Source organism: Nonlabens sp. SY33080 (genome assembly GCF_011784885.1).
GTDB classification, from domain to species: Bacteria; Bacteroidota; Bacteroidia; order Flavobacteriales; family Flavobacteriaceae; genus Nonlabens; species Nonlabens tegetincola.
The window spans coordinates 1,021,936-1,041,615 of sequence record NZ_CP050461.1 but is presented as its reverse complement, the minus strand read 5'-3'; the positions used below and the strand labels follow the sequence as shown (position 1 = coordinate 1,041,615).

23 protein-coding genes are annotated in these 19,680 nt (G+C 34.5%); 2 read left to right on the top strand and 21 right to left on the bottom strand.

Going from position 1 to position 19,680, the window contains the following annotated elements:
* Positions 1-42 precede the first annotated feature (42 nt).
* The 10 genes from ettA to HCN53_RS04795 form a co-directional block, all read right to left on the bottom strand.
* Positions 43-1,734 carry an energy-dependent translational throttle protein EttA gene (gene ettA, locus HCN53_RS04840; RefSeq protein WP_105019254.1) on the bottom strand — a complete coding sequence of 564 codons (1,692 nt, stop codon included), beginning with the start codon at positions 1,732-1,734 and terminating at the stop codon, positions 43-45.
* Complete coding sequence (locus HCN53_RS04835; protein ID WP_167342200.1) at positions 1,727-2,143, bottom strand: hypothetical protein; 417 nt, start codon at positions 2,141-2,143, stop codon at positions 1,727-1,729. The genes ettA and HCN53_RS04835 overlap by 8 nt, the downstream gene beginning before the upstream one ends.
* Before the next feature lies 1 nt (position 2,144).
* Entirely contained in the window at positions 2,145-2,327 is a 183-nt protein-coding gene (locus tag HCN53_RS04830) for a CAL67264 family membrane protein (protein WP_042280350.1), read from the bottom strand.
* A gap of 146 nt (positions 2,328-2,473) precedes the next feature.
* A complete protein-coding gene (locus HCN53_RS13170; protein ID WP_167342199.1) occupies positions 2,474-2,752 on the bottom strand; it encodes a DUF2809 domain-containing protein in 279 nt (92 codons plus the stop codon).
* Positions 2,753-2,837: 85 nt separating this feature from the next.
* Complete coding sequence (locus HCN53_RS04820) at positions 2,838-3,623, bottom strand: DUF1361 domain-containing protein (RefSeq protein WP_167342198.1); 786 nt, start codon at positions 3,621-3,623, stop codon at positions 2,838-2,840.
* Positions 3,624-3,889: 266 nt separating this feature from the next.
* Positions 3,890-5,263, bottom strand: a complete 1,374-nt coding sequence (locus HCN53_RS04815; protein WP_105019250.1) for a DUF4153 domain-containing protein — start codon at positions 5,261-5,263, stop codon at positions 3,890-3,892.
* Between the two features lie 4 nt (positions 5,264-5,267).
* The gene (locus tag HCN53_RS04810; RefSeq protein ID WP_167342197.1) at positions 5,268-5,783 is read right to left on the bottom strand and encodes a hypothetical protein; all 516 of its coding nucleotides are present in this window, start codon (positions 5,781-5,783) and stop codon (positions 5,268-5,270) included.
* A 2-nt stretch (positions 5,784-5,785) separates the two neighbouring features.
* Complete coding sequence (locus HCN53_RS04805) at positions 5,786-6,079, bottom strand: winged helix-turn-helix domain-containing protein (RefSeq protein ID WP_167342196.1); 294 nt, start codon at positions 6,077-6,079, stop codon at positions 5,786-5,788.
* A 3-nt stretch (positions 6,080-6,082) separates the two neighbouring features.
* On the bottom strand, positions 6,083-6,721 hold the full coding sequence (locus HCN53_RS04800; protein ID WP_105019248.1) for a hypothetical protein: 639 nt from the start codon (positions 6,719-6,721) through the stop codon (positions 6,083-6,085).
* Between the two features lie 104 nt (positions 6,722-6,825).
* A complete protein-coding gene (locus tag HCN53_RS04795) occupies positions 6,826-10,071 on the bottom strand; it encodes a S41 family peptidase (RefSeq protein ID WP_167342195.1) in 3,246 nt (1,081 codons plus the stop codon).
* 75 nt (positions 10,072-10,146) lie between these two features.
* Between HCN53_RS04795 and HCN53_RS04790 the strand changes: the two genes are divergently transcribed.
* Positions 10,147-10,503, top strand: a complete 357-nt coding sequence (locus HCN53_RS04790) for a DUF1801 domain-containing protein (RefSeq protein ID WP_167342194.1) — start codon at positions 10,147-10,149, stop codon at positions 10,501-10,503.
* Positions 10,504-10,525: 22 nt separating this feature from the next.
* On the top strand, positions 10,526-11,269 hold the full coding sequence (locus tag HCN53_RS04785; protein ID WP_167342193.1) for a glycoside hydrolase family 25 protein: 744 nt from the start codon (positions 10,526-10,528) through the stop codon (positions 11,267-11,269).
* Here the strand turns inward: HCN53_RS04785 and HCN53_RS04780 are convergent.
* The 11 genes from HCN53_RS04780 to HCN53_RS04730 form a co-directional block, all read right to left on the bottom strand.
* Positions 11,262-12,404 carry a cytochrome-c peroxidase gene (locus HCN53_RS04780; RefSeq protein ID WP_240919394.1) on the bottom strand — a complete coding sequence of 381 codons (1,143 nt, stop codon included), beginning with the start codon at positions 12,402-12,404 and terminating at the stop codon, positions 11,262-11,264. The genes HCN53_RS04785 and HCN53_RS04780 overlap by 8 nt on opposite strands.
* A 162-nt stretch (positions 12,405-12,566) precedes the next feature.
* Positions 12,567-13,058 (bottom strand): GIN domain-containing protein, encoded by a 492-nt coding sequence (locus tag HCN53_RS04775; RefSeq protein ID WP_167342191.1) that lies wholly within the window; start codon positions 13,056-13,058, stop codon positions 12,567-12,569.
* Between the two features lie 163 nt (positions 13,059-13,221).
* Positions 13,222-14,040 carry a 3-deoxy-8-phosphooctulonate synthase gene (gene kdsA / locus HCN53_RS04770; protein ID WP_042280334.1) on the bottom strand — a complete coding sequence of 273 codons (819 nt, stop codon included), beginning with the start codon at positions 14,038-14,040 and terminating at the stop codon, positions 13,222-13,224.
* A gap of 4 nt (positions 14,041-14,044) precedes the next feature.
* Positions 14,045-14,446 (bottom strand): rhodanese-like domain-containing protein, encoded by a 402-nt coding sequence (locus HCN53_RS04765; RefSeq protein WP_167342190.1) that lies wholly within the window; start codon positions 14,444-14,446, stop codon positions 14,045-14,047.
* Positions 14,446-14,763, bottom strand: a complete 318-nt coding sequence (locus HCN53_RS04760; RefSeq protein WP_167342189.1) for a rhodanese-like domain-containing protein — start codon at positions 14,761-14,763, stop codon at positions 14,446-14,448. Before HCN53_RS04760 ends, HCN53_RS04765 begins: the two co-directional genes overlap by 1 nt.
* 3 nt (positions 14,764-14,766) lie before the next feature.
* Positions 14,767-16,179 (bottom strand): MBL fold metallo-hydrolase, encoded by a 1,413-nt coding sequence (locus HCN53_RS04755; RefSeq protein ID WP_167342188.1) that lies wholly within the window; start codon positions 16,177-16,179, stop codon positions 14,767-14,769.
* 86 nt (positions 16,180-16,265) lie between these two features.
* Positions 16,266-16,916, bottom strand: a complete 651-nt coding sequence (locus HCN53_RS04750; RefSeq protein WP_105019241.1) for a redoxin domain-containing protein — start codon at positions 16,914-16,916, stop codon at positions 16,266-16,268.
* Between the two features lie 3 nt (positions 16,917-16,919).
* A complete protein-coding gene (locus HCN53_RS04745; protein ID WP_167342187.1) occupies positions 16,920-17,396 on the bottom strand; it encodes a redoxin family protein in 477 nt (158 codons plus the stop codon).
* 79 nt (positions 17,397-17,475) lie between these two features.
* Positions 17,476-17,970, bottom strand: a complete 495-nt coding sequence (locus tag HCN53_RS04740) for a YkgJ family cysteine cluster protein (protein ID WP_105019239.1) — start codon at positions 17,968-17,970, stop codon at positions 17,476-17,478.
* A complete protein-coding gene (locus tag HCN53_RS04735) occupies positions 17,970-18,527 on the bottom strand; it encodes a DUF2059 domain-containing protein (RefSeq protein ID WP_105019238.1) in 558 nt (185 codons plus the stop codon). Before HCN53_RS04735 ends, HCN53_RS04740 begins: the two co-directional genes overlap by 1 nt.
* 103 nt (positions 18,528-18,630) lie before the next feature.
* Complete coding sequence (locus HCN53_RS04730; RefSeq protein WP_042280318.1) at positions 18,631-19,518, bottom strand: bifunctional 5,10-methylenetetrahydrofolate dehydrogenase/5,10-methenyltetrahydrofolate cyclohydrolase; 888 nt, start codon at positions 19,516-19,518, stop codon at positions 18,631-18,633.
* Between the last annotated feature and the right edge of the window lie 162 nt (positions 19,519-19,680).

Genomic DNA, 19,680 nt, shown 5'->3' with positions numbered 1-19,680 from the left:
CACAGTTGCAAAACGGATTTTTTTATGGAATTCAATTATTAACTAATCTCTAGTTAACTTCTTGTATTTTATTCGTTTAGGAGTTACATCACCTAAACGTTTTTTCTTGTTTTCTTCATATTCGGTAAAACTACCTTCAAAACTGTAAACTTGTGAGTCTCCTTCAAATGCGATTATGTGTGTACACACACGATCAAGGAACCATCTATCGTGAGAAATAATTACGGCACAACCCGCAAAGTTTTCCAGACCTTCTTCAAGCGCTCTTAATGTATTTACATCTAGATCATTGGTAGGCTCATCCAGTAAAAGGACGTTACCTTCTTCTTTTAGGGTCATAGCTAGGTGTAAACGGTTGCGCTCACCACCAGACAGCGTTGAAACTTTTTTATTCTGCTCTGATCCAGAGAAATTAAATCTACTTAAATAAGCTCTAGAATTTACCATACGACCACCCATCATTATCTGGTCTTGACCATCGGCAAAGTTTTCCCAAATACTTTTTTCAGGGTCTATATCGCTATGACTTTGATCTACGTAGGCAAGTTTTACCGTATCTCCTACATTAAATGTACCGCTATCAGGTTGCTCTTGTCCCATTATCATTTTGAAAATGGTGGTTTTTCCAGCACCATTAGGTCCTATAATTCCCACAATTCCGTTTTGCGGTAAAGTAAAATTAAGGTCTTCATATAATAACTTATCTCCAAAGGCCTTGCTCACGTGTGATGCTTCAATCACATTAGTTCCTAGACGTGGTCCATTTGGTATATAAATTTCAAGACGTTCTTCCTTTTGTTTTACATCTTCATTCAACAATTTGTCATAGTTATTTAAACGCGCTTTTTGTTTAGCTTGTCTACCTTTTGCACCTTGACGAACCCAGTCTAGTTCTCGCTGTAGTGTTTTACGACGCTTGGACTCTTGCTTTTCTTCTTTGGCAAGTCGTTCACTTTTTTGATCTAACCAGCTAGAATAGTTTCCTTTCCAAGGAATACCTTCACCACGATCCAATTCAAGAATCCATCCAGCCACGTTATCAAGGAAATATCTATCGTGAGTTACCGCTATGACGGTACCTTTATACTGTGCTAGGTGTTGTTCTAGCCACAAAACAGATTCTGCATCGAGGTGGTTGGTAGGCTCATCCAGTAATAAAATTTCTGGCTCTTGTAATAGCAACCTACATAATGCAACACGACGACGTTCACCACCAGACAGGTTTTTAATTTGAGCGTCACCAGGTGGCGTTCGCAGTGCATCCATTGCGATTTCTAGTTTGGTATCCAGATCCCATGCATTGAGTGCATCTATTTTATCTTGAAGCACAGCCTGTCGATCCATTAATTTTTGCATTTTATCGGCGTCTTCATAGACTTCTGGTAGTCCAAATTGATCGTTAATGGAATTGTATTCCTCAAGAACAGCAACAGTTTCTGCAGCTCCTTCTCTTACAATGTCCATAACTGTTTTATCATCGTCTAGTTGAGGTTCTTGTTCTAGATACCCTACATTGTAACCGTCTAGAAAATGAATATTACCTTGGTAATCTTGCTCAACTCCTGCAATAATTTTAAGTAAGGTAGATTTACCAGAACCATTAAGACCTAGGATACCAATTTTGGCACCGTAGAAAAAACTTAAATGAATATTCTTTAGTACTTGTTTACCAGTACTTCTGTAGGTCTTGGAAAGACCTTGCATGGAAAAAATTACTTGTTTATCGTCACTCATGGGATGATGTTTTTGTCTTTAAAATTGTAAATAATTGTTGTAGAGATTGTTCTAGGTATCGCTTTCGCGAAAGCGTAATAACCTCACCACCTTTTAATTTTATAAGCAGCCCTTTTTCTTCAAGAGATAATTTTTGTAACTGGTTAAAGCTAAAACCGTTTGTTTTTCTACCTAGTAATTGTAAAGTTATTCCTTTACGGTTGTATGAAATGAAATGTGTACTGCGAAAAGAGTTCATGTTTATATAAAAAAACAGGGCTATCCCTATTCCTATACCCAAGTACGCTACGTATTCTTCTAAACTTGTGAACAGTAAAAGCACACCAGCAACTATAAGAATTATTCCTATAGAGGTGAAAGCGACATACTTTCTAGCAGTTTGATCTTGAAATACGATACGATGCTTCAATTTAAACGCGACCTTTTAAAGCATTGAAAACCCATGCAATAGCAAAAAATCCCACTCCTACTGCTGCAAATCCATAACCAGCTACCTCACTGTACTTAAATGCTCCTAGTGCGATGAGCCCTAATCCAATAATGATCATGATTAAAGTAGCCCATCCTAATACTCCGTTTTTGTTTAATGCCATAATCAAATTTAAAGTACAAAGATAAGTTTCATCTAGCGATAATAATAAAGTAAGACGTCTGTAGTAAAATAAAATAATACGTAAAACCACCATTTACTGTTTGAATTTAGTGGTTGTTTTAAAAAATAGTAATGGTATATGGAGTTTTAGGGTTGCTTACTTTCACTATATCTCAAATCAATACTTACAATGATCAATACTCCTGTCGTATAACATAAAATATCATACCAGGAAAAGCTAGTGCCTATTATGATTCTAGCTAGGTGATACTTCTCTAAATTTAAAATAGAAATAATGTTTATGTATTGTAGTATTTCTACCAGGTAACAAAATGTCAAACTTATTATAGCTGTTGATCTTGCAGACCATGAAAAGAAAATTTTGAACAAACAATAAATAAAAATAGCCACAATAACATCGCCCATATACGGCCGAATAAAAGAATCATTTATAAAGCGTTCAATGATTACCATTATAGCAAATGAACAAATAGCAAGAATAATGTGAATTTTATTTTGCATAGTTACTGTACATGATAAAACTTATACTAAGAAGTACCGTATAGGCGACCAATTGGAATAGCAACGCTATGTTATGTGTAAGCGAACTTATAGTATCGATAATGTCGATGAATAATTCATAAGGTGAAGTAAGTAAATCCCAACTATTAAATCTTAATTCTCTACCTAAATAAATACCCAGCGAGCAAAGTACGATTAAAGTGATAGTGATTAAAGGAAATAGTAAAGGATGGCAATCCCATTCTCTTTTAATCAATGCATTAACCTCAAACAATCCATTACAAAATATGACAAGACCACACCATCCAAACAAACCATAATTCACAATATCATAATGTAACCACATATCCTGCGAGTTAGAAATATGAATCATATCTGTAACCATATAAGGCGCATTGGGTAGAAATAATAACCATACCATTAAAAACCCTACAACAATAGCTCGTTTAGTATATGTAGAAGTCGTTGAGGATTTTGGAGTAGGAAAGTAGAGTTCGCTTTCGCGAAAGCGTGATTTATCATCATTAATCCTATAAAAAATAGAATTGGTCTGTAACCAAAAAACCATTTGGATAAATGTGCTTTTTTGAAAGGTTGTGGTGATCCTTATGATAAGTAAAGGAATAATGGCTAGAAATAAATTCCATACCATAAACAAACCATAGATACTCGTTGTTACCTTAATACGAACCATGAGCATAATCAGACTTAAAATACTAAGAACTAGAATTAATTTACTAGAATATTTATGCATAGCTGATGATAATTTGGGCATACCAGTAGGCGATAGGTATGTTAATTAATAGGCAATAGATAGCAATTATTCCTAACTGACAATTTCTTTTATTAATCATAATTGTAATGACAGCAATGAGTAATGCTATCAAAGAAATAATTACGCTAAAAATGACGTATAAGTATCCCAAAATATAGATGTAATAATGCGGAAACATCAATCCACAAAGAAATATTATGGTACCCAAGACAAGACAAGACCATCCTACTCGAATCACCAACCATAATTTGGGAACAGTTTTTAGTTTAGTAAGTGTCATGATTTTCTAATTGAAGGTCCAGATAGGTTTTGCTTTGCCAGTCTTTTTTAGTTGATTTTTCACTTATTTTAGGCGAATACACTTCCTTTATTATTTGTTTTTTGATAGATGGATTTTCCTCAAGAATAAGCGCGTTTCCAGGATATAGTTCATAGAACAATTCAGTATCAATATGATTGTTTTTTATATTGTAAGAAGTCATTATTGCGTCCCAATTTACCCAACTATACATTACTAAGAGTAGAGTAGCGATATAGGAATTGCGTCGCAGTAAATAGGTAAAGGTAAGTTTGTGCTTGATTTTAAGGTATACTGTAATTATCCCAATAACACATAAGAATAAGTAGATCATCACTCCTAATCTTTTAGGAGTGAGTCCAAAATTAATTATGTAGGTATAATTTTTAATACATACGCTACCGATTAGGATAAGATTTAAAACTAACCATGAATAAGCTATTTTGCGCAGTGATTGATTTTTCTTGAAAAAATTAAGCTGTCCCCTGAAAAAATAAACGATGATTATAAGAGCCAAAATAATACTAGCTATACTGGTATAGACTCCTTGATGAACAGCATTAGATAGGGATGTAGCAGGTTGATAAGTTATTTGAGTAATAAATACAAATTCTGTAATTAAGAAGAAAATCAATAGAACGTTAAGCGCTATTAAGGAATAAGTTCCTATTTTATTTTGCTCTTTGCATAATGAAAGGTCTAAATGCGAAGGAAATAGCAGCTCATTTTTAGAATTCTCATCAAATTTGACTAACTCCTCAACAGGTTGACCCATAGAAATGTTCGCTGTGAGTAAAGAGCCTAAAAATGCTGTAAAAATCCATAAACCATTGAGAAATGAAAAATCGATATTATCCAATATATTTTGCATGACAGGATTTGAGTTGGCATACAGCAAGAGAAATACTATTAGGAGAAAAGTTGGGATGCCAAAGTACTTTAAGTATTGTAGGAAGCTAGTACTAGATTTCTCCTTAATTTGAGTTGTTTGTGGCTTTTCAAAAAAGCGATGTAATGAACCGAATAGTATATTGAAAATTCCATTTATCCACTTGATGTAAATACTCGATTGGTAATAAACAACAGCTCCTATGGTTTGTATCCCCATAAGGCAGTACATAAAATTATTAAGTTTATTACTGTGCCAACTAACTGCTATGGCAGTTCCTAGCCACAAGCAAGCACTAACTAGTACAGGTTTTTTAAGGAGAACAAATTTTTGTTGAAGTACCAGAATAATTAATATAAATACGGTGTAAAAAACAGTATTTAATCCCATTCCTTGCGAATAAAATAGGTAAGCGAAGACGATACCACCTAATATTGATAAAATTGATTTCATGATGCTATAATTTATAAGTTGTTTTAACTGGTTTTAATTGTGAAATCGGAAAGTGTAATAGATCCCGATAATTTTTGTGATAAACCGGCAATGATTCCCGACCATTTTTCAAAGCAGTCTTAAATAAGGAGTAGGAGTCTGGATAAAATAGAATACCAGCTAATAAAGCAATAGGTATGTAGTAACTGCGCTTGCCGTTACCGAATAACCAAAATTGCATCGCAATTTCATTAGAAGTGTCTATATCATATCCTGTGATTAGATGGAAGATGTCATGATCTTCACATTTAGGCTGTGGTGTAAAATCATGTTTGAGTAAAAAGCATCCCAAATGAAATCCCAGTGTGGTATAATGATATTGCAGCAGTTCTTTTACAGATATATCCCACGGTGATGCAGGTTTAATCGCGATATAAATCTGACTAGATATTCTAAATAGAGACGAAATTAAGACTTCTCTAATGGTTTTTAAAGTACTTTGAATTTCAAAGTAAATAGGTAAAAAAAATAGTTTATTCATAATTAGCCATTTTTAATTAATTTTTCTAACGCATTAATATGAGAGGTAAAGGCTTCTTTACCGTGCTGATTTATAATGTACTTGGTATTTGGTTTTCTACCTATAAAAGATTTCTCAACTCTTATATATTTTTCTTTTTCTAAAGCTTTGGTATGACTAGCTAGATTACCATCAGTAACTCCTAACTCTTCTTTAAGTTGTTTAAAATCTGCAGCATCGTTAACTATTAGAATAGACATGATTCCTAATCTTATTCTATGATCAAATGCTTTATTTAACTTGTCAATGATACTCACTGGTTATTGCTTGTCGTATTTAATATACATAATACTTCCATATAAAATATGGCAAATTCCAAAACCAGCCACCCAAAAATAGAGACCATATCCAATGAACACTAAGTTCAATAACCCCAAAATAGCGCAAGTAAGACCTAAATACTTAACTGTCCCTAGTGTGAAATGAGATGCATTCATGCAGGCTAGTCCATAAAAGATAAGCATGCACGGTGCAACTAATCCTATAAATCCATAGTACAGCATGATTAAAGTAAACAAACCACCTATACTTAATGGAGCTAAAAAATTAAGAACCAATCTTATAGATTGTTTCGTCCATATTTTTTGGTTATACTTTTTAGCTTTTGCTTTAGTTAGGAAAAAAGCAGTTATTACAGCAAGAACAAGTACTACGATTGCTACAAGAATGATTTGAACACTCGTATTTTGATTAAAAGGTGTGGATATCATTCTGTCGAATGAATCGGTGTAGCCATTGATTTGAGCTCTTTGTAAAATAAAAAAACCGATTATTCCACCGATAATGGCATAAAAGCCTGCTAGTATGCCGCTCAATCCTGAAAGCGATATGAATCGTGTGGACCGATTCATGATGTTTTTAATTTCGGCGATGTCTTGTAGGTACTTTTCTTTTGTCATTTTAAAAGAACTTTGAAATACAAAGTAAAAGTAAATATTTAATTCTACAAAGTTTTAGAATCAAAAAGCCTGAATTATTTCAGGACTTTTTTACATTATTTAATTTAATCTTGATCATTTTGATAACCATCAGGCCTCTTCCACCTCACAGGATCGGCAGGATCTTTTTTGAATATAAATTCTTCTTTAGGTAATAATTTTAAAGCTTCCTTTACTGCCTTTTCCAACTGTGGATCTTTGCCTTTTACAGTTTCTTTAGGTTCTTGTATCACTTCTATATCCGGCGATACACCTACTCCTTCAACAGCCCAATTCCCTTGCAAATCGTAAAATCCACCTCTTGGAGCAACCATTCTTCCTCCATCTATAAAGTTAGGAGTGTCCCATGTACCTACTAGTCCACCCCAAGTCCTTGTACCTACCAATGGACCTAACTGAGCTTTCTTAAACATATATGGTAGTAAATCTCCTCCAGATCCAGCTCTTTCATTTATGATCATCACTTTAGGTCCAAAAATTCCTGCCATAGGCGTGGTCCAAGGTTTTCTATCTCCTGCTTTACTATTAAAAAAACCGAATGGTTTTCTTTTCAAAATATCGATTATATAATCTGCAGCGCTACCACCACCATTATTTCTTTCATCAATAATGACCCCTTTTTTATCTTGTTGACTGAAGTAATATCTGTTGAAGGATACAAATCCAGCTTGTGAGGTATTAGGCACGTAAACGTAAGCTAATTGACCATTGGACATTTCATCGACTTTGCGTCTATTGTTTTCAATCCAATTTTCTGAACGTAATCCTCTTTCTGATTGAATAGGTTTAATCATTAGTTTTCTTGATGTCTTACCACTTGCTTCCTTTGATACTGTAATTTGTATTTCACGGTTAGCTGTTTGTTCAAATAATTTATAAATGTTAGAATCTGGTGATACTTTAACACCATTTACCTCAATGATGTAATCTCCTTCTTGAATATTTAAACCTGGGATTGATAAAGGGGCAACAAGATTTGGGTTGTAAGCTCCAGTTGAATAAATTTTGGAAATTTGATAACCATTTTTTTTCAACGTAATATCCGCACCTAAAAGGCCTGTAGGAACTCGATTAACATCAGGCAGGTCACCGCCTGAAACATAGCTGTGACCTATTGCTACTTCACCGCTTATTATATCAATGATATAGTTTAAGTCTGTTCTATGTTGGGCATGTTTTACCCATGGTGAGTACCACTCATAAATTTCATCCCATGGAGCTCCATGAATATTGTCGACATAAAGAAAATCCCTCATATATCTCCATCCTTCTTTAAATATTTGTTGAAACTCTTTTTGAGGTTCTACAAGCATTTTAAGATTCGTTTTTATTTTATCATCATTCTTTACAGTCTTTGAATTTGTTGAAGTGCTTTTCCAGGTATTCTGTGAATAGAGTAAAATTTGATTACCATCGATTGAGGTTTTAATTTTTGAAACATCATCAATAAACAGATCAAATTTCTCTTTAGGAATATTATATTTTATTAATTCACCTTTATTTTTCCCTACTTTACAATCACTTTTTCGTAAAATAAAAAGCTCATTTTCAGGTCCGGCAAACATCTCAACATACTGTTCTGTTGGTAATTTTAAACTCACCATTCTTTCAAATATTCCATTTTGATTTATGACTACATTCTTTGCTTCATTTGCATTATTGGAATCATTATCTTTTTCTTGAGAAGCAGATTTCTCTATACTTTCATCACTACTTATAGTCACAGGAGCTTTATCTGTTTTATTTAAAACAACAGCATAAAGATTGCGTGAAGTTTTTGGGTCATAATTACTCATGTCTAACCAACCTGATTCAAGTCCATAATCTGTACTTGCAAGTGTATAGACGTATTTACCGTTTTTATCCCATACAGGACTTATACAATCAGCCAATGGATGGGTTATTTGAAATGTATTTTTATTTTCTATGTTGTGTACTTGAATAGATTTAAAATGACTTTCCTGTTGTTTTGAGTAAGCCACCCATTTACTATCGGGTGACCAGGTAGGATTCATCGTTCGGTTGGGGTGAGCATAGGTATCAGTATCTGCAATATAGCTTTTAGAGGTTTCTAAATTAGTTATCCAGAGATTGTAGTGAGTATCTGTAAAAGCGATGTATTTACCATCAGGAGACCAAGCAGGCTTAAAAAAGAAAGTGCTTTGTGGGATTGAAATCTCTTGTTCTACTTCTCCAAAAATATCAGTAATGTACAGCTTGTATTCACCTGTGCGATCGCTAAAATATGCTATTTTATCTCCTTTTGGAGACCAAATTGGATTCCTATCTGCAGAAGATGAATTTTTTGAAATATTTCTCCATGAGCCATTTTCTTTAGGTACAGTAAAAATCTCACCTCTATGTTCAAACAGCACCCGTTTACCATTAGAAGAAATATCAGCATTTTGTAAATCTTTGTCCTTTATCTCACTCCAGTGCGGTCGGTAATCATTGATGTCGGCCTTTACATTAATAACAATTTGTTTTGTATCACCATTTATAGGATTGAGAAGTTTCAAAAAGCCAGCGTGTTCATAAATAATTTGATTCTTATCTGCATCAAGACTTTTTACATCAAATTTTTTATGAAAGGTAATTTGTTTTTCTTCTTTTGTATGAATATTGAATGACCAAATATTGGAAGTGTAATCCCGTTCCGAAAGGTAGTATACGGTATCATCTATCCATACTGGATCCAAATGCCTTTCTTGATCTTTTTGTGGCGTTGTTTGTAATTCAAAATTTGAGAGGTTAACAATCCATATGGGCATGGCTTGTCCACCGCGATAGTTGCGCCATTCTGGATCCCAGCTGGTAATTGGCGTATAAGCAACATACTTTCCATTAGGCGATATTTCTCCGTAACTAGCTCGTGTTAAGGGCATTTCTTTTGGAAATGCATCATTGATTCCTATGGTGTAAAACTTATTAAGTCTGGTAGGAGTTCCCGATCTACCACTTCTAAAAATAATCTCTCCATCAGGAGACCAGCCTTGTACAAAATCTCCTTCAGGATGGTAGGTTAAACGTTCAGGTGAACCTCCATTCGTGGGAATCACATACACATCTATATTTCCATCATATTGTCCCGTGAATGCTATATGTTTACCATCTGGAGAAAAATGAGGAGCACTTTCATAGCCTTCATGTGAAGTTAATCTAATAGCTTGACTACCATCGGTACTTGATAACCACAAGTCGTTAGCATAAACAAAAGCAACTTTATTTTCATGAATAGTTGGCTGTCTAAGCAACCTACTACCTTGAGCAAAAATTAAAATAGGGAAGAAAAGGAAGAAAATAGTTTTCATAATTTTATTTTAGTCAGAGCTTAAATTTACGAAATTACGCTTTCGCGAAAGCGTAATAACCACTAAATTAACCACATGAATCCGGCAGAAGATTATATCTACAAAGCTCCAGAACCTTTCAATCATATTATGATGGACTTACACGTATTGATAAGTTCAAATTTCCCAGATGCCGTTCTAAAATATAAATGGAGTTTGCCTTTTTATTACCTAAAGGGAAATATCATGTTTTGTTATATAAATTTTAGAAAGAAATATGTGGACCTAGGACTCGCATATGGCAGTGAATTATCCAATAAACACAATAAATTGGTTGCTGGTGAAGGGCGTAAGCGCATGAGGTCGTTGAGGTATTTTTCTATGGACGATATGGACAATAAAGTGTTGTTAGAAACCTTGATAGAATTACAAAATCTAAGACTGAATAGATAACTAATTAAATAGACAGTTATACATGAAGAGGTCTAAAATTTTATTGATCATTGCCGTTATTTCTCTAGTCGTAGCATTTTATTTTTATCGGGATTACAGCAACTTTTCATCAATTAAACCAACTAACGTTCATTTTGAAAATCGTATCGAAAAATATAGTATTCAAGGAATCGATGTATCACATCATCAAGGAGTAATTGAATGGGATAAGGTGACCTATCCTAATCCAGAAAGAAGCTTACAATTTGTTTTTATGAGGGCAACTGTAGGAGTGGAAAAAGATAAAAGGTTCAAAAGAAATTGGGAAGAATCACAAGTCTTAAACATAAATCGTGGTGCCTATCATTATTATTGGGCCAATGTTAACAGCACTCAACAAGCAAAAAATTTTATTAAAACGGTAGATTTAAAGAAAGGTGATTTACCACCTGTTCTTGATATTGAAGAGGTCTCTAGTATACAATCAATAGAAAACCTGAGAAAAGGACTTAAAAATTGGATTTCCATAATAAAAAAACACTATGGAGTAGCTCCTATTCTTTATACAGGAGCTAGTTATTACAAGGATTATTTATCTAGCGATGATTATTTTAAAAATTATCCTAGGCTGTGGATTGCCAATTATAGCTATCGTGGTCAACCAGAAGGTGATTGGGATTTTTGGCAGTTTACTGATAAACTTGCTGTTCCAGGGATAAAGCCTCTTGTTGATGGCAATGTTTATCGCCACGATGAGAACACATATAATAAACTATTAATTAATTAGGTTGGATAAATGGATTACTCCATTTTTCATCAGTATAGACTGAGTTGCCTGAGAGGGTTCTTAAAAAGCTAATGAGATCTTCCTTTTGTGTTTCAGTAAGTTGTAAATCTTGACCAACTGGTCCATTAGGCCCTACAGAAGAGAACAATAAAGGGTCTAATAATTGTTGGTTTGCTATATCAATTTGATTGTAATGGTTGACCATCTCTAACAGCGTTGACAAAGAGGCGTCGTGCATTAAAGGACCATTTAAATTTCCCATGGGATCGGTGAGATCACGTAGGCTAGGAGATCTAGTATTATCATGATCATTTAAATTCGGATTGTTAAGCACTCCTATTACACCATTATTATGGATGTCATCTCTTATGGCAAACTCAGGACCTGCATGGCAACTCACACAACCTGCACCACCATTGACAGCTGGCGTATTAAACAGTCTTTTACCACGATTTTCAGATGGGGTAAAATTTGGAAATGGAGTATTGATATTTCCAGTTTGAACAAGACCTTCATCAAATTTTGAATCAAAAGACTGAATGCTTAAAACAAAATTAGCCAAAGACTCTTGAATGCCTTCTATTGTTACTTGTTCATTGCCGTATACTTGTTTAAAGAGTACTGGATAATACTCTAAGGATTGTAGTTTTTGAACCAAAGACTCCAAAGTATTTGAGTCATTGGAACCGCTAAAACCCATCTCTACATGATCTTGAATAGGTTGTAATACTTGATCTTCTATAGAACTAGCTCTTTCATCCCAAAAATAAGAAGTTCCTGGTCTATAACCGGCATTTACTAGCCGCATACTGTGCCTTGTAGTAATTCCATTAACACCTATACTTGCCATGTTAAGATCGCCAAAAGCATGAGACTGAATATGGCAACTTGCACAAGAAATAGAATTATCAATAGATAAGTTTTTATCGTAAAATAAAACTCTACCTAATCGCGCTTTTTCATTTTCAACATCATTTCCTGTATTTACGAATCTTATATAGTTAGGTACTTGCGTGTTTTGATAGGGTAGTGTTGTAGATAAACTGATGTTTGTAAAATGATTATTAAGGATTTCTTGCTCAGTTAAAATTACTTCATCATTAGAGTCTTGACAACCTATAAAGATGGTACTCAAGATTAATAAACAAATCGAAACTATAAAATGACTTTTTCCCATTTTCAACTAACTTTTAAGTTTAGACTTAGATATCTAACAAAAGTTTAACAATTTAAAAGAGAAATAAAAAAAAAGCGCCTCAAAAAATGAGACGCTTTACTATTTTTTTGAGATAAATTATTAGTCAATAGCAGCAATTAAAACTCCATCTACAGTTTCCTTAGTTGTTTTTGCTTGTTCAGCGGCAACAGAACTATCTCCTGATCTTATGATGTTTAAAGTACCAATCTTAAAATTGTTAAGATCTACTTGAGCTCCGTTTAAGGCCTCTACCATTAAAGACTTTTCGTAATTAAATTTTGAGAAAGAAACTTGTGTATTTCCTTTAACCGAAAGTGCTTTTAAAGAGTTAGTGTAGATTCTAATTTTAAGAGGTTTGGCGCTTGTACCATTTTGTCTAACGATCAGACTGTTGTTATCAGTTGATATCGTAAAGTTTTTAAGATCTTCTTCATTGAGATTAAACATAACCTTATCCGATGTAGAGTTTACGAATTCTACTTCAGCATCAGCGTGAATTTTTACACGTTTAAGATCATCTGTGTTTTTTACGGTTTGAGCGTTTGCAATTCCGGCTACCAGAATAACAAACAAAAAAAGTAACTTTTTCATAGCATTTTATTTTGTTGTTCTTATTAAAAGACATGCAAAGTTCCTTTTTGTTACAGTTATAAAAAACTGTTTTACAATTTCTTAAACATAACTTGAATATATCGAAATAAAAAAGTCAGGCGATCCAATGATAGCCTGACTTTGAACGTTGTGTTAACGATAGTTAAAACGAACTAATTGTTTTTCTGATAGTTACGAGTCTTGTCAGTAAACCTTCTAAATGTTGTAGGTCGAGCATGTTTGCGCCGTCACTTTTTGCGTTTGCTGGGTCAAAATGTGTCTCTATAAACAATCCATCTACATGGTTTACGACACCTGCTCTAGCGATTGTTTCAATCATATCTGGTCTTCCACCAGTTACTCCACTAGATTGGTTAGGTTGTTGTAAACTATGCGTCACATCTAGTACTGTAGGAGCAAATTGTCTCATGGTAGGAATTCCTCTAAAATCAACAATCATATCTTGATAACCAAACATGGTACCGCGATCAGTAATCCAAGCCTTATCGCTACCAGAGTCCTTTACTTTTTGAACTGCATGTTGCATAGCTTCGGGTGACATGAATTGCCCCTTTTTAAGGTTAACCACCTTACCTGTTTGTGCAGCTGCAACTACTAGATCGGTTTGTCTAACTAAAAAAGCAGGTATTTGCAGAACATCCACGTATTGAGCCGCTTTTTGTGCGTCACTTACTTCATGGATATCGGTAACCGTAGGAACATCAAATGTTTTTGAGACTTTTTCAAGAATTTTTAAAGCTTTTTCATCACCTATTCCAGTGAAGCTGTCAATTCTGCTGCGGTTTGCTTTTTTAAAGCTTCCTTTGAATATGTAAGGGATTTTTAAATCATCTGTTATACGCACAACTTTCTCAGCTATTCGTAAAGCCATTTCTTCACCTTCGATAGCACAAGGGCCAGCAAGTAAAAAGAAATTATTACTATCGGTATGCTTAAGTTTTGGAACTTGTTTTAAATCCATAATTTTAATTCTGTACAATTACTTTACGACCACTTTTTTCCCATTGTTGAATTCCTCCTGTTAGGTCGTAAATTTTTAGAAATCCATTTTCCTCGAGAATTTTGGCGCAACGAGCACTTTGACCACCTTTATTACAATAGAGTAATAATGGTTCCTCTTTATCTAGTGAAGATAAAATCTTTTCGAGATCTGTATTTTCTATCTCCATATTAACTGCGCCTTTAAGATGCTTTTTATTAAAATCAAGATCTTTACGCACGTCAATAAGCTTTACCTTGTTAGTTTCAATTAAGGATTCAGCCTCTTCGGGTGAAATTTTTATAATTGTACCTGGTTTATCTTGAAAACAAGAACTTATGGAAATAGAAAATAGAATTACAAAAAATAATCGATATATAGTTTTCATTAAATGTGCGTTGTTTCTCCTTCCCACTCCATAAATCCACCTAATAGATTATAGGTGTTTGGTAGTCCCAATTGATTCATAATTTGACAAGCTTGAGCGCTACGACTACCAGCACGACAATATACATAGTAGTTTTTAGAAGCGTCCATGCCGTTTACAGCATTCATGAAAGTTTCTGGTTCATAAATGTTATAGTGCAGGGCACCAGGAATAATTCCTTCTTCAGTTACTTCTTCTTTTGTTCTAACATCTAGAATGATAGCGTTTTCATCGTTAGCGATGAGTTTTCTCCATTCCTCTTGATTAATATCTTTCATAATTTATATATTACAAGAACTAGTAGTGACCAATTCTTGATTTTTTAATTCAGTTTTTTTGATGGCTCCATAACCACCTAATACATTTTTAAATTTAAAACCTTGTGATTGAGCAATACTGGCAAAAATCACTGACCTATATCCACCAGCGCAATGAACTGTATACACTTTAGTATTATCCAAATGTTTCAATTCGGAATGAACGTTATCCAGAGCATGTAAAGGTACTCCATTGACATGACTGCTTTCATATTCACCAGGTTTACGACAATCTAGTGGTTGTTCAATCATTCCAGACTCTAGTCCATCGATAAATTCTTGAGCTGTAATATCTTCAATGCTTGAAATAGAATATCCGGCAGTTTTCCAACTACTAATTCCTCCTTTAAGATAGCCCTGAGAATTGTCGTAACCTACTCGCGCTAGTCTAGTCACTGCTTCTTCTTCTCGACCTTCAGGTGCGACTAGAATAATTTTTTGATCAATATCTTCTATTAAAGCTCCTACCCAAGGGGCAAATTGTCCATCTAGACCTATGAACCAACTTCCAGGTATGTGTTCTTTGGTAAATTCTTGAGGACTGCGTACATCAAGTACTAGATATTCTACATCGTCTGCGAGCGCTTTAAACGATTTTGCATTAATAGGTGTATTTCCTCTTTTTAATATCTCGTCAATACTGCTGTTCACACCCTTGTTCATCCACACGTTTTTAGGGAAATAAGAAGGCGGTGCAGCAATTCCTGTAGTAACTTCTTTGATAAAATCCTCTTTAGTTAAATCAGGATTAAGAGCATAATTAGTTTTCTTTTGATTCCCAAGAGTATCGCTAGTTTCTTTACTCATATTCTTACCACAAGCACTACCAGCACCATGAGCAGGATAAACAATGATGTCATCTGGTAAGGGCATGATGTGATTGCGTAGACTATCATATAAATGACCTGCAAGATCTTCTGTGCTTAGATCTGATTTCACTGCAAGATCAGGACGACCTACATCGCCTATAAAAAGTGTGTCACCTGTAAATATTGCCTCTGCTTTACCTGTTTCATCTTTTAATAAATAACAAGAGGACTCCATGGTGTGTCCAGGAGTGTGTAACAAGGTAAGTGTAATGTCACCGATAGAAAAACTTTGTTGGTGTTCCGCTTTCGCGAAAGCGTAACTAGTACTGGCATTAGGCCCGATAACAATCGTGGCACCAGTTTTATCTGCTAGATCTACATGACCAGATACAAAGTCTGCATGAAAATGAGTAAGAAATATATATTTAATGGTAGCTCCTTCTTTAGCAGCTCTATCAATGTAAGGTTGTACCTCACGTAGTGGATCTATTACCGCAGCCTCGCCATTACTGGAAATGTAATAAGTTCCTTGAGCTAGGCATTTTGTATAATATTGTTCCAATATCATAATTCTAATTTTAAGACAAAAATAAGAAATTATGATAGGGATATGTACCTTGAATTAGGTCAAGTCAATAGATTATAACAATATACCTATTTAATACTGCAACCTATGGCTCTCGTATAGGTATTTTCTATTTTTTTGTTGTTTAAAAGCGCTTGCAATGCATCTTCTAAAAAATGATTTTTAACTTTACTCGCATCCTTATGATTATCGTCTATTGCTCCTATGTATCGAACTACGTTTCTAGGTCCTTCCTTTTTTAGCAAATAAACATGCGGAGTTTTTGTGGCACCATATTGTGGATATATTTTTTGGCCTTCATCAAATAGATAAGGAAATGTAAAACCTTTTTCTCGAGCTCTTACAATCATGTTCTCATAACTGTCTGCAGGATAAGTTTCGGTATCGTTAGGATTGATTGCAATTACAGGATATCCTAATTCTTTATACTTTTTATCAATTGCGATAATTCTATCTTCATAAGCCACACTATAAGGACAATGATTACATGTAAAAATTACAATAAATCCTTTGGCCTGTTTGTAATCTGATAAGGACACCATTTTACCATCGATATTTTTAAGAGAAAAATCTGTAGCAACATCACCTACTTTATAACCAGACTCTTGTATAGTGGCAGCAACATCATATCCCATTACTTTGGTGTCTATTACACCACTGGTAATGACAACAGCCACAAGTATTACTGCACTTAAACTTAAAAATTTCACGATTTTCATAACCTATCTAAATTGTGCAATGGCTTCTTCCAACTGGTCGTAGGTCACTGCTTTGTTTATAAAATATTTTTCTTTTCCTTTTTTTATAAGGGTTGCTGGTATGGCACCATCCCAATGATCGTCTACCATGGGTATCCACTCTGCGGCATAGGGATCATCTAGTAGGTAAACGGCACTTTTAATTTCTTCTTCTTTAAGAAATGGATTTACCGTTGAAGTTACCTTTTCTACATCGTCTAAGGATATAAGAACTACATCTACATCATCATATTTAGTGTTTACTTTCTCAAAATAGGGTAGCTCCTCTACACAAGGCGCGCACCAGGTTGCCCAAAAATTTATAACCTGAATCTTTTCACTAGGCTCATTGATGATATTAATAAAGCCTTCTCTTTGAATGACTTGGGTTGTGCTTATGGGTTTATCCTCTTTGCAGGAGAGTAATCCTAATAAAATGAATAAGTAAAGTGTCCACTTCATAATGCAATATTAGACAGGTAGTTTCACATGTGATGTGTGATTAACGATTGTTTGATATGGAATTAAGGAAACTTTAAAATTATAAGGGCAGTTTACTCTTCATTTTCTCTACCACCTTAAACGCTGCAGGACAAATGGCTGTGTTTTTTACCGTCAAAGTTCCTATTTGATAAATTTTGCGCCTATCGGTGTGCGGATATTCTCTACAAGCTTTGGGCCTTACCTCATAAATAGAACAATAATTATCTGCTCCTAGAAAATGGCAAGGCACCTGTTTAAGCACATAGTCTTTATCCTCGTCTATACGCAAGTAATCATCAATAAAATCGGATGGTTTCATCCTAAAGTGCTTAGCGATGCGCGCTATGTCGTTGTCGGTAAATAGAGGACCAGTTGTTTTACAACAATTTGCACAAGTTAGGCAGTCCACTTCCTCAAAAACCTCATCGTGAGTTTCTTGAACTATATAATCTAGGTTTTTGGGCTTTTTTTTGCGTAATTTTTTAAAATACTGAGTGTTTTCAGTCTTTTTTTGAGAGGCAAGTTGGGGTAATTTTTTTAAATAATCGTCCATTAATTGCAATTCCCGGTAGGCATTCCAGAGTTATATCCCAGTTCCTTTAACTCACTTATGATACTGCAAAACAAATTTCTAGACCAGTACATGCTTGTCCTTTGTTTTGCAGCCGATAGATCACCTTGTATCTCGTTAATTTTTTGCGCAGTACTGCTTTCTAGATATTTGGCATAGGCTGCCTTTTGTTCCTCAGTCATGGCAGCTGGATTTTCACGCAATTGAATTCCCGCTTCGGATTTATAAAATTTAATCAGTTGCTCTAGGTCATATTTTTCTGTGATAATACTACGATACTCTGCCGCTAGTATTCCCTTAAATTGGGCTACACTTTCCTTCTTGTTGTTTTGATGTTTTTTCCAGAAACTTTCAGGAACCGATTGTGATTGAAAAGCATCCTTAATTTGATTGAGCATCATATCATAAGCTTGATTATATTCTTCATCAATTCCACCTACTTCAAAATATTCCATTACGAGAGCTTGGTAGGATGGTGATTGCGCTTTCGCGAAAGCGGAACCAAAGACTACTAGAGCGATTACAAAAGCTTTTTTCATGATATCAAAATTATTTATGGTACAAGTTTACTAAAATATTTACCGATCAATCCAAATGTAAGTTACAAAAAAAACTGCCCGATAAACGGACAGTTTTTAAGGATTAATTGCTCATTACACGATGACGTTCACGAGCTAATAACGTATTTTTAAGTAGCATTGCTATGGTCATAGGACCTACACCACCTGGAACAGGTGTTATTGCACTTACCTTTTTGGATACATTCTCAAAATCAACATCACCAGTGATGTAATAACCTTTTGCAGCACTTTCATCAGGAACACGAGTAATTCCCACATCGATAATTACTGCATCATCTTTAACCATTTCGGCTTTGAGAAAACCGGGAACTCCAAGCGCTGAAATGATAATATCAGCTTGTGAAGTAATTTGAGTAATATTCTTAGTTTGACTGTGAGTAAGTGTTACGGTTGAGTTTCCTGGGAAACCTTTTCTTCCCATAAGAATGCTCATAGGTCTACCTACAATATGCGATCGACCTATTACTACAGTATGTTTACCTTTAGTTTCAATGTTGTATCGTTCTAATAATTCGAGAATACCAAAAGGAGTAGCAGGGATAAATGTACTCATATCTAGTGCCATTCTTCCAAAATTGGTTGGATGAAATCCATCGACATCTTTGTCTGGATCTACAGCCATTAGAACTTTTTGGGTGTCAATTTGTTTAGGTAAAGGAAGCTGAACAATGAACCCATCAATTTCAGGATTTTGATTTAATTTTTTAATCTCTTTAAGCAATTCGGTTTCACTGGTAGTATTAGGCATTTTAATCAACGTGCTCTCGAAACCTACACGCTCACACGCTCTTACTTTACTGCCTACGTAGGTAAGACTTGCGCCATCATTACCTACAATTATTGCTGCAAGATGAGGTACTTTTTCACCTTTATCTTTCATTTCTTGTACTGCAGCTGTGATTTCATTCTTGATATCATTACTGGTCTTTTTACCGTCTAGTAGGATCATGATGCTTTTTAATTAATCGACTGTAAAATTGAAGAATTTGATTGATTTTTAAAAGTTTTGAAGTAATAGGTTTTCACTAGTTGTTAACGAAAACGTTTTATTAAAGACGGAGTGATAAATCATTTGTTTTAATACGTATGATAAAATCAATTACCAATCAAA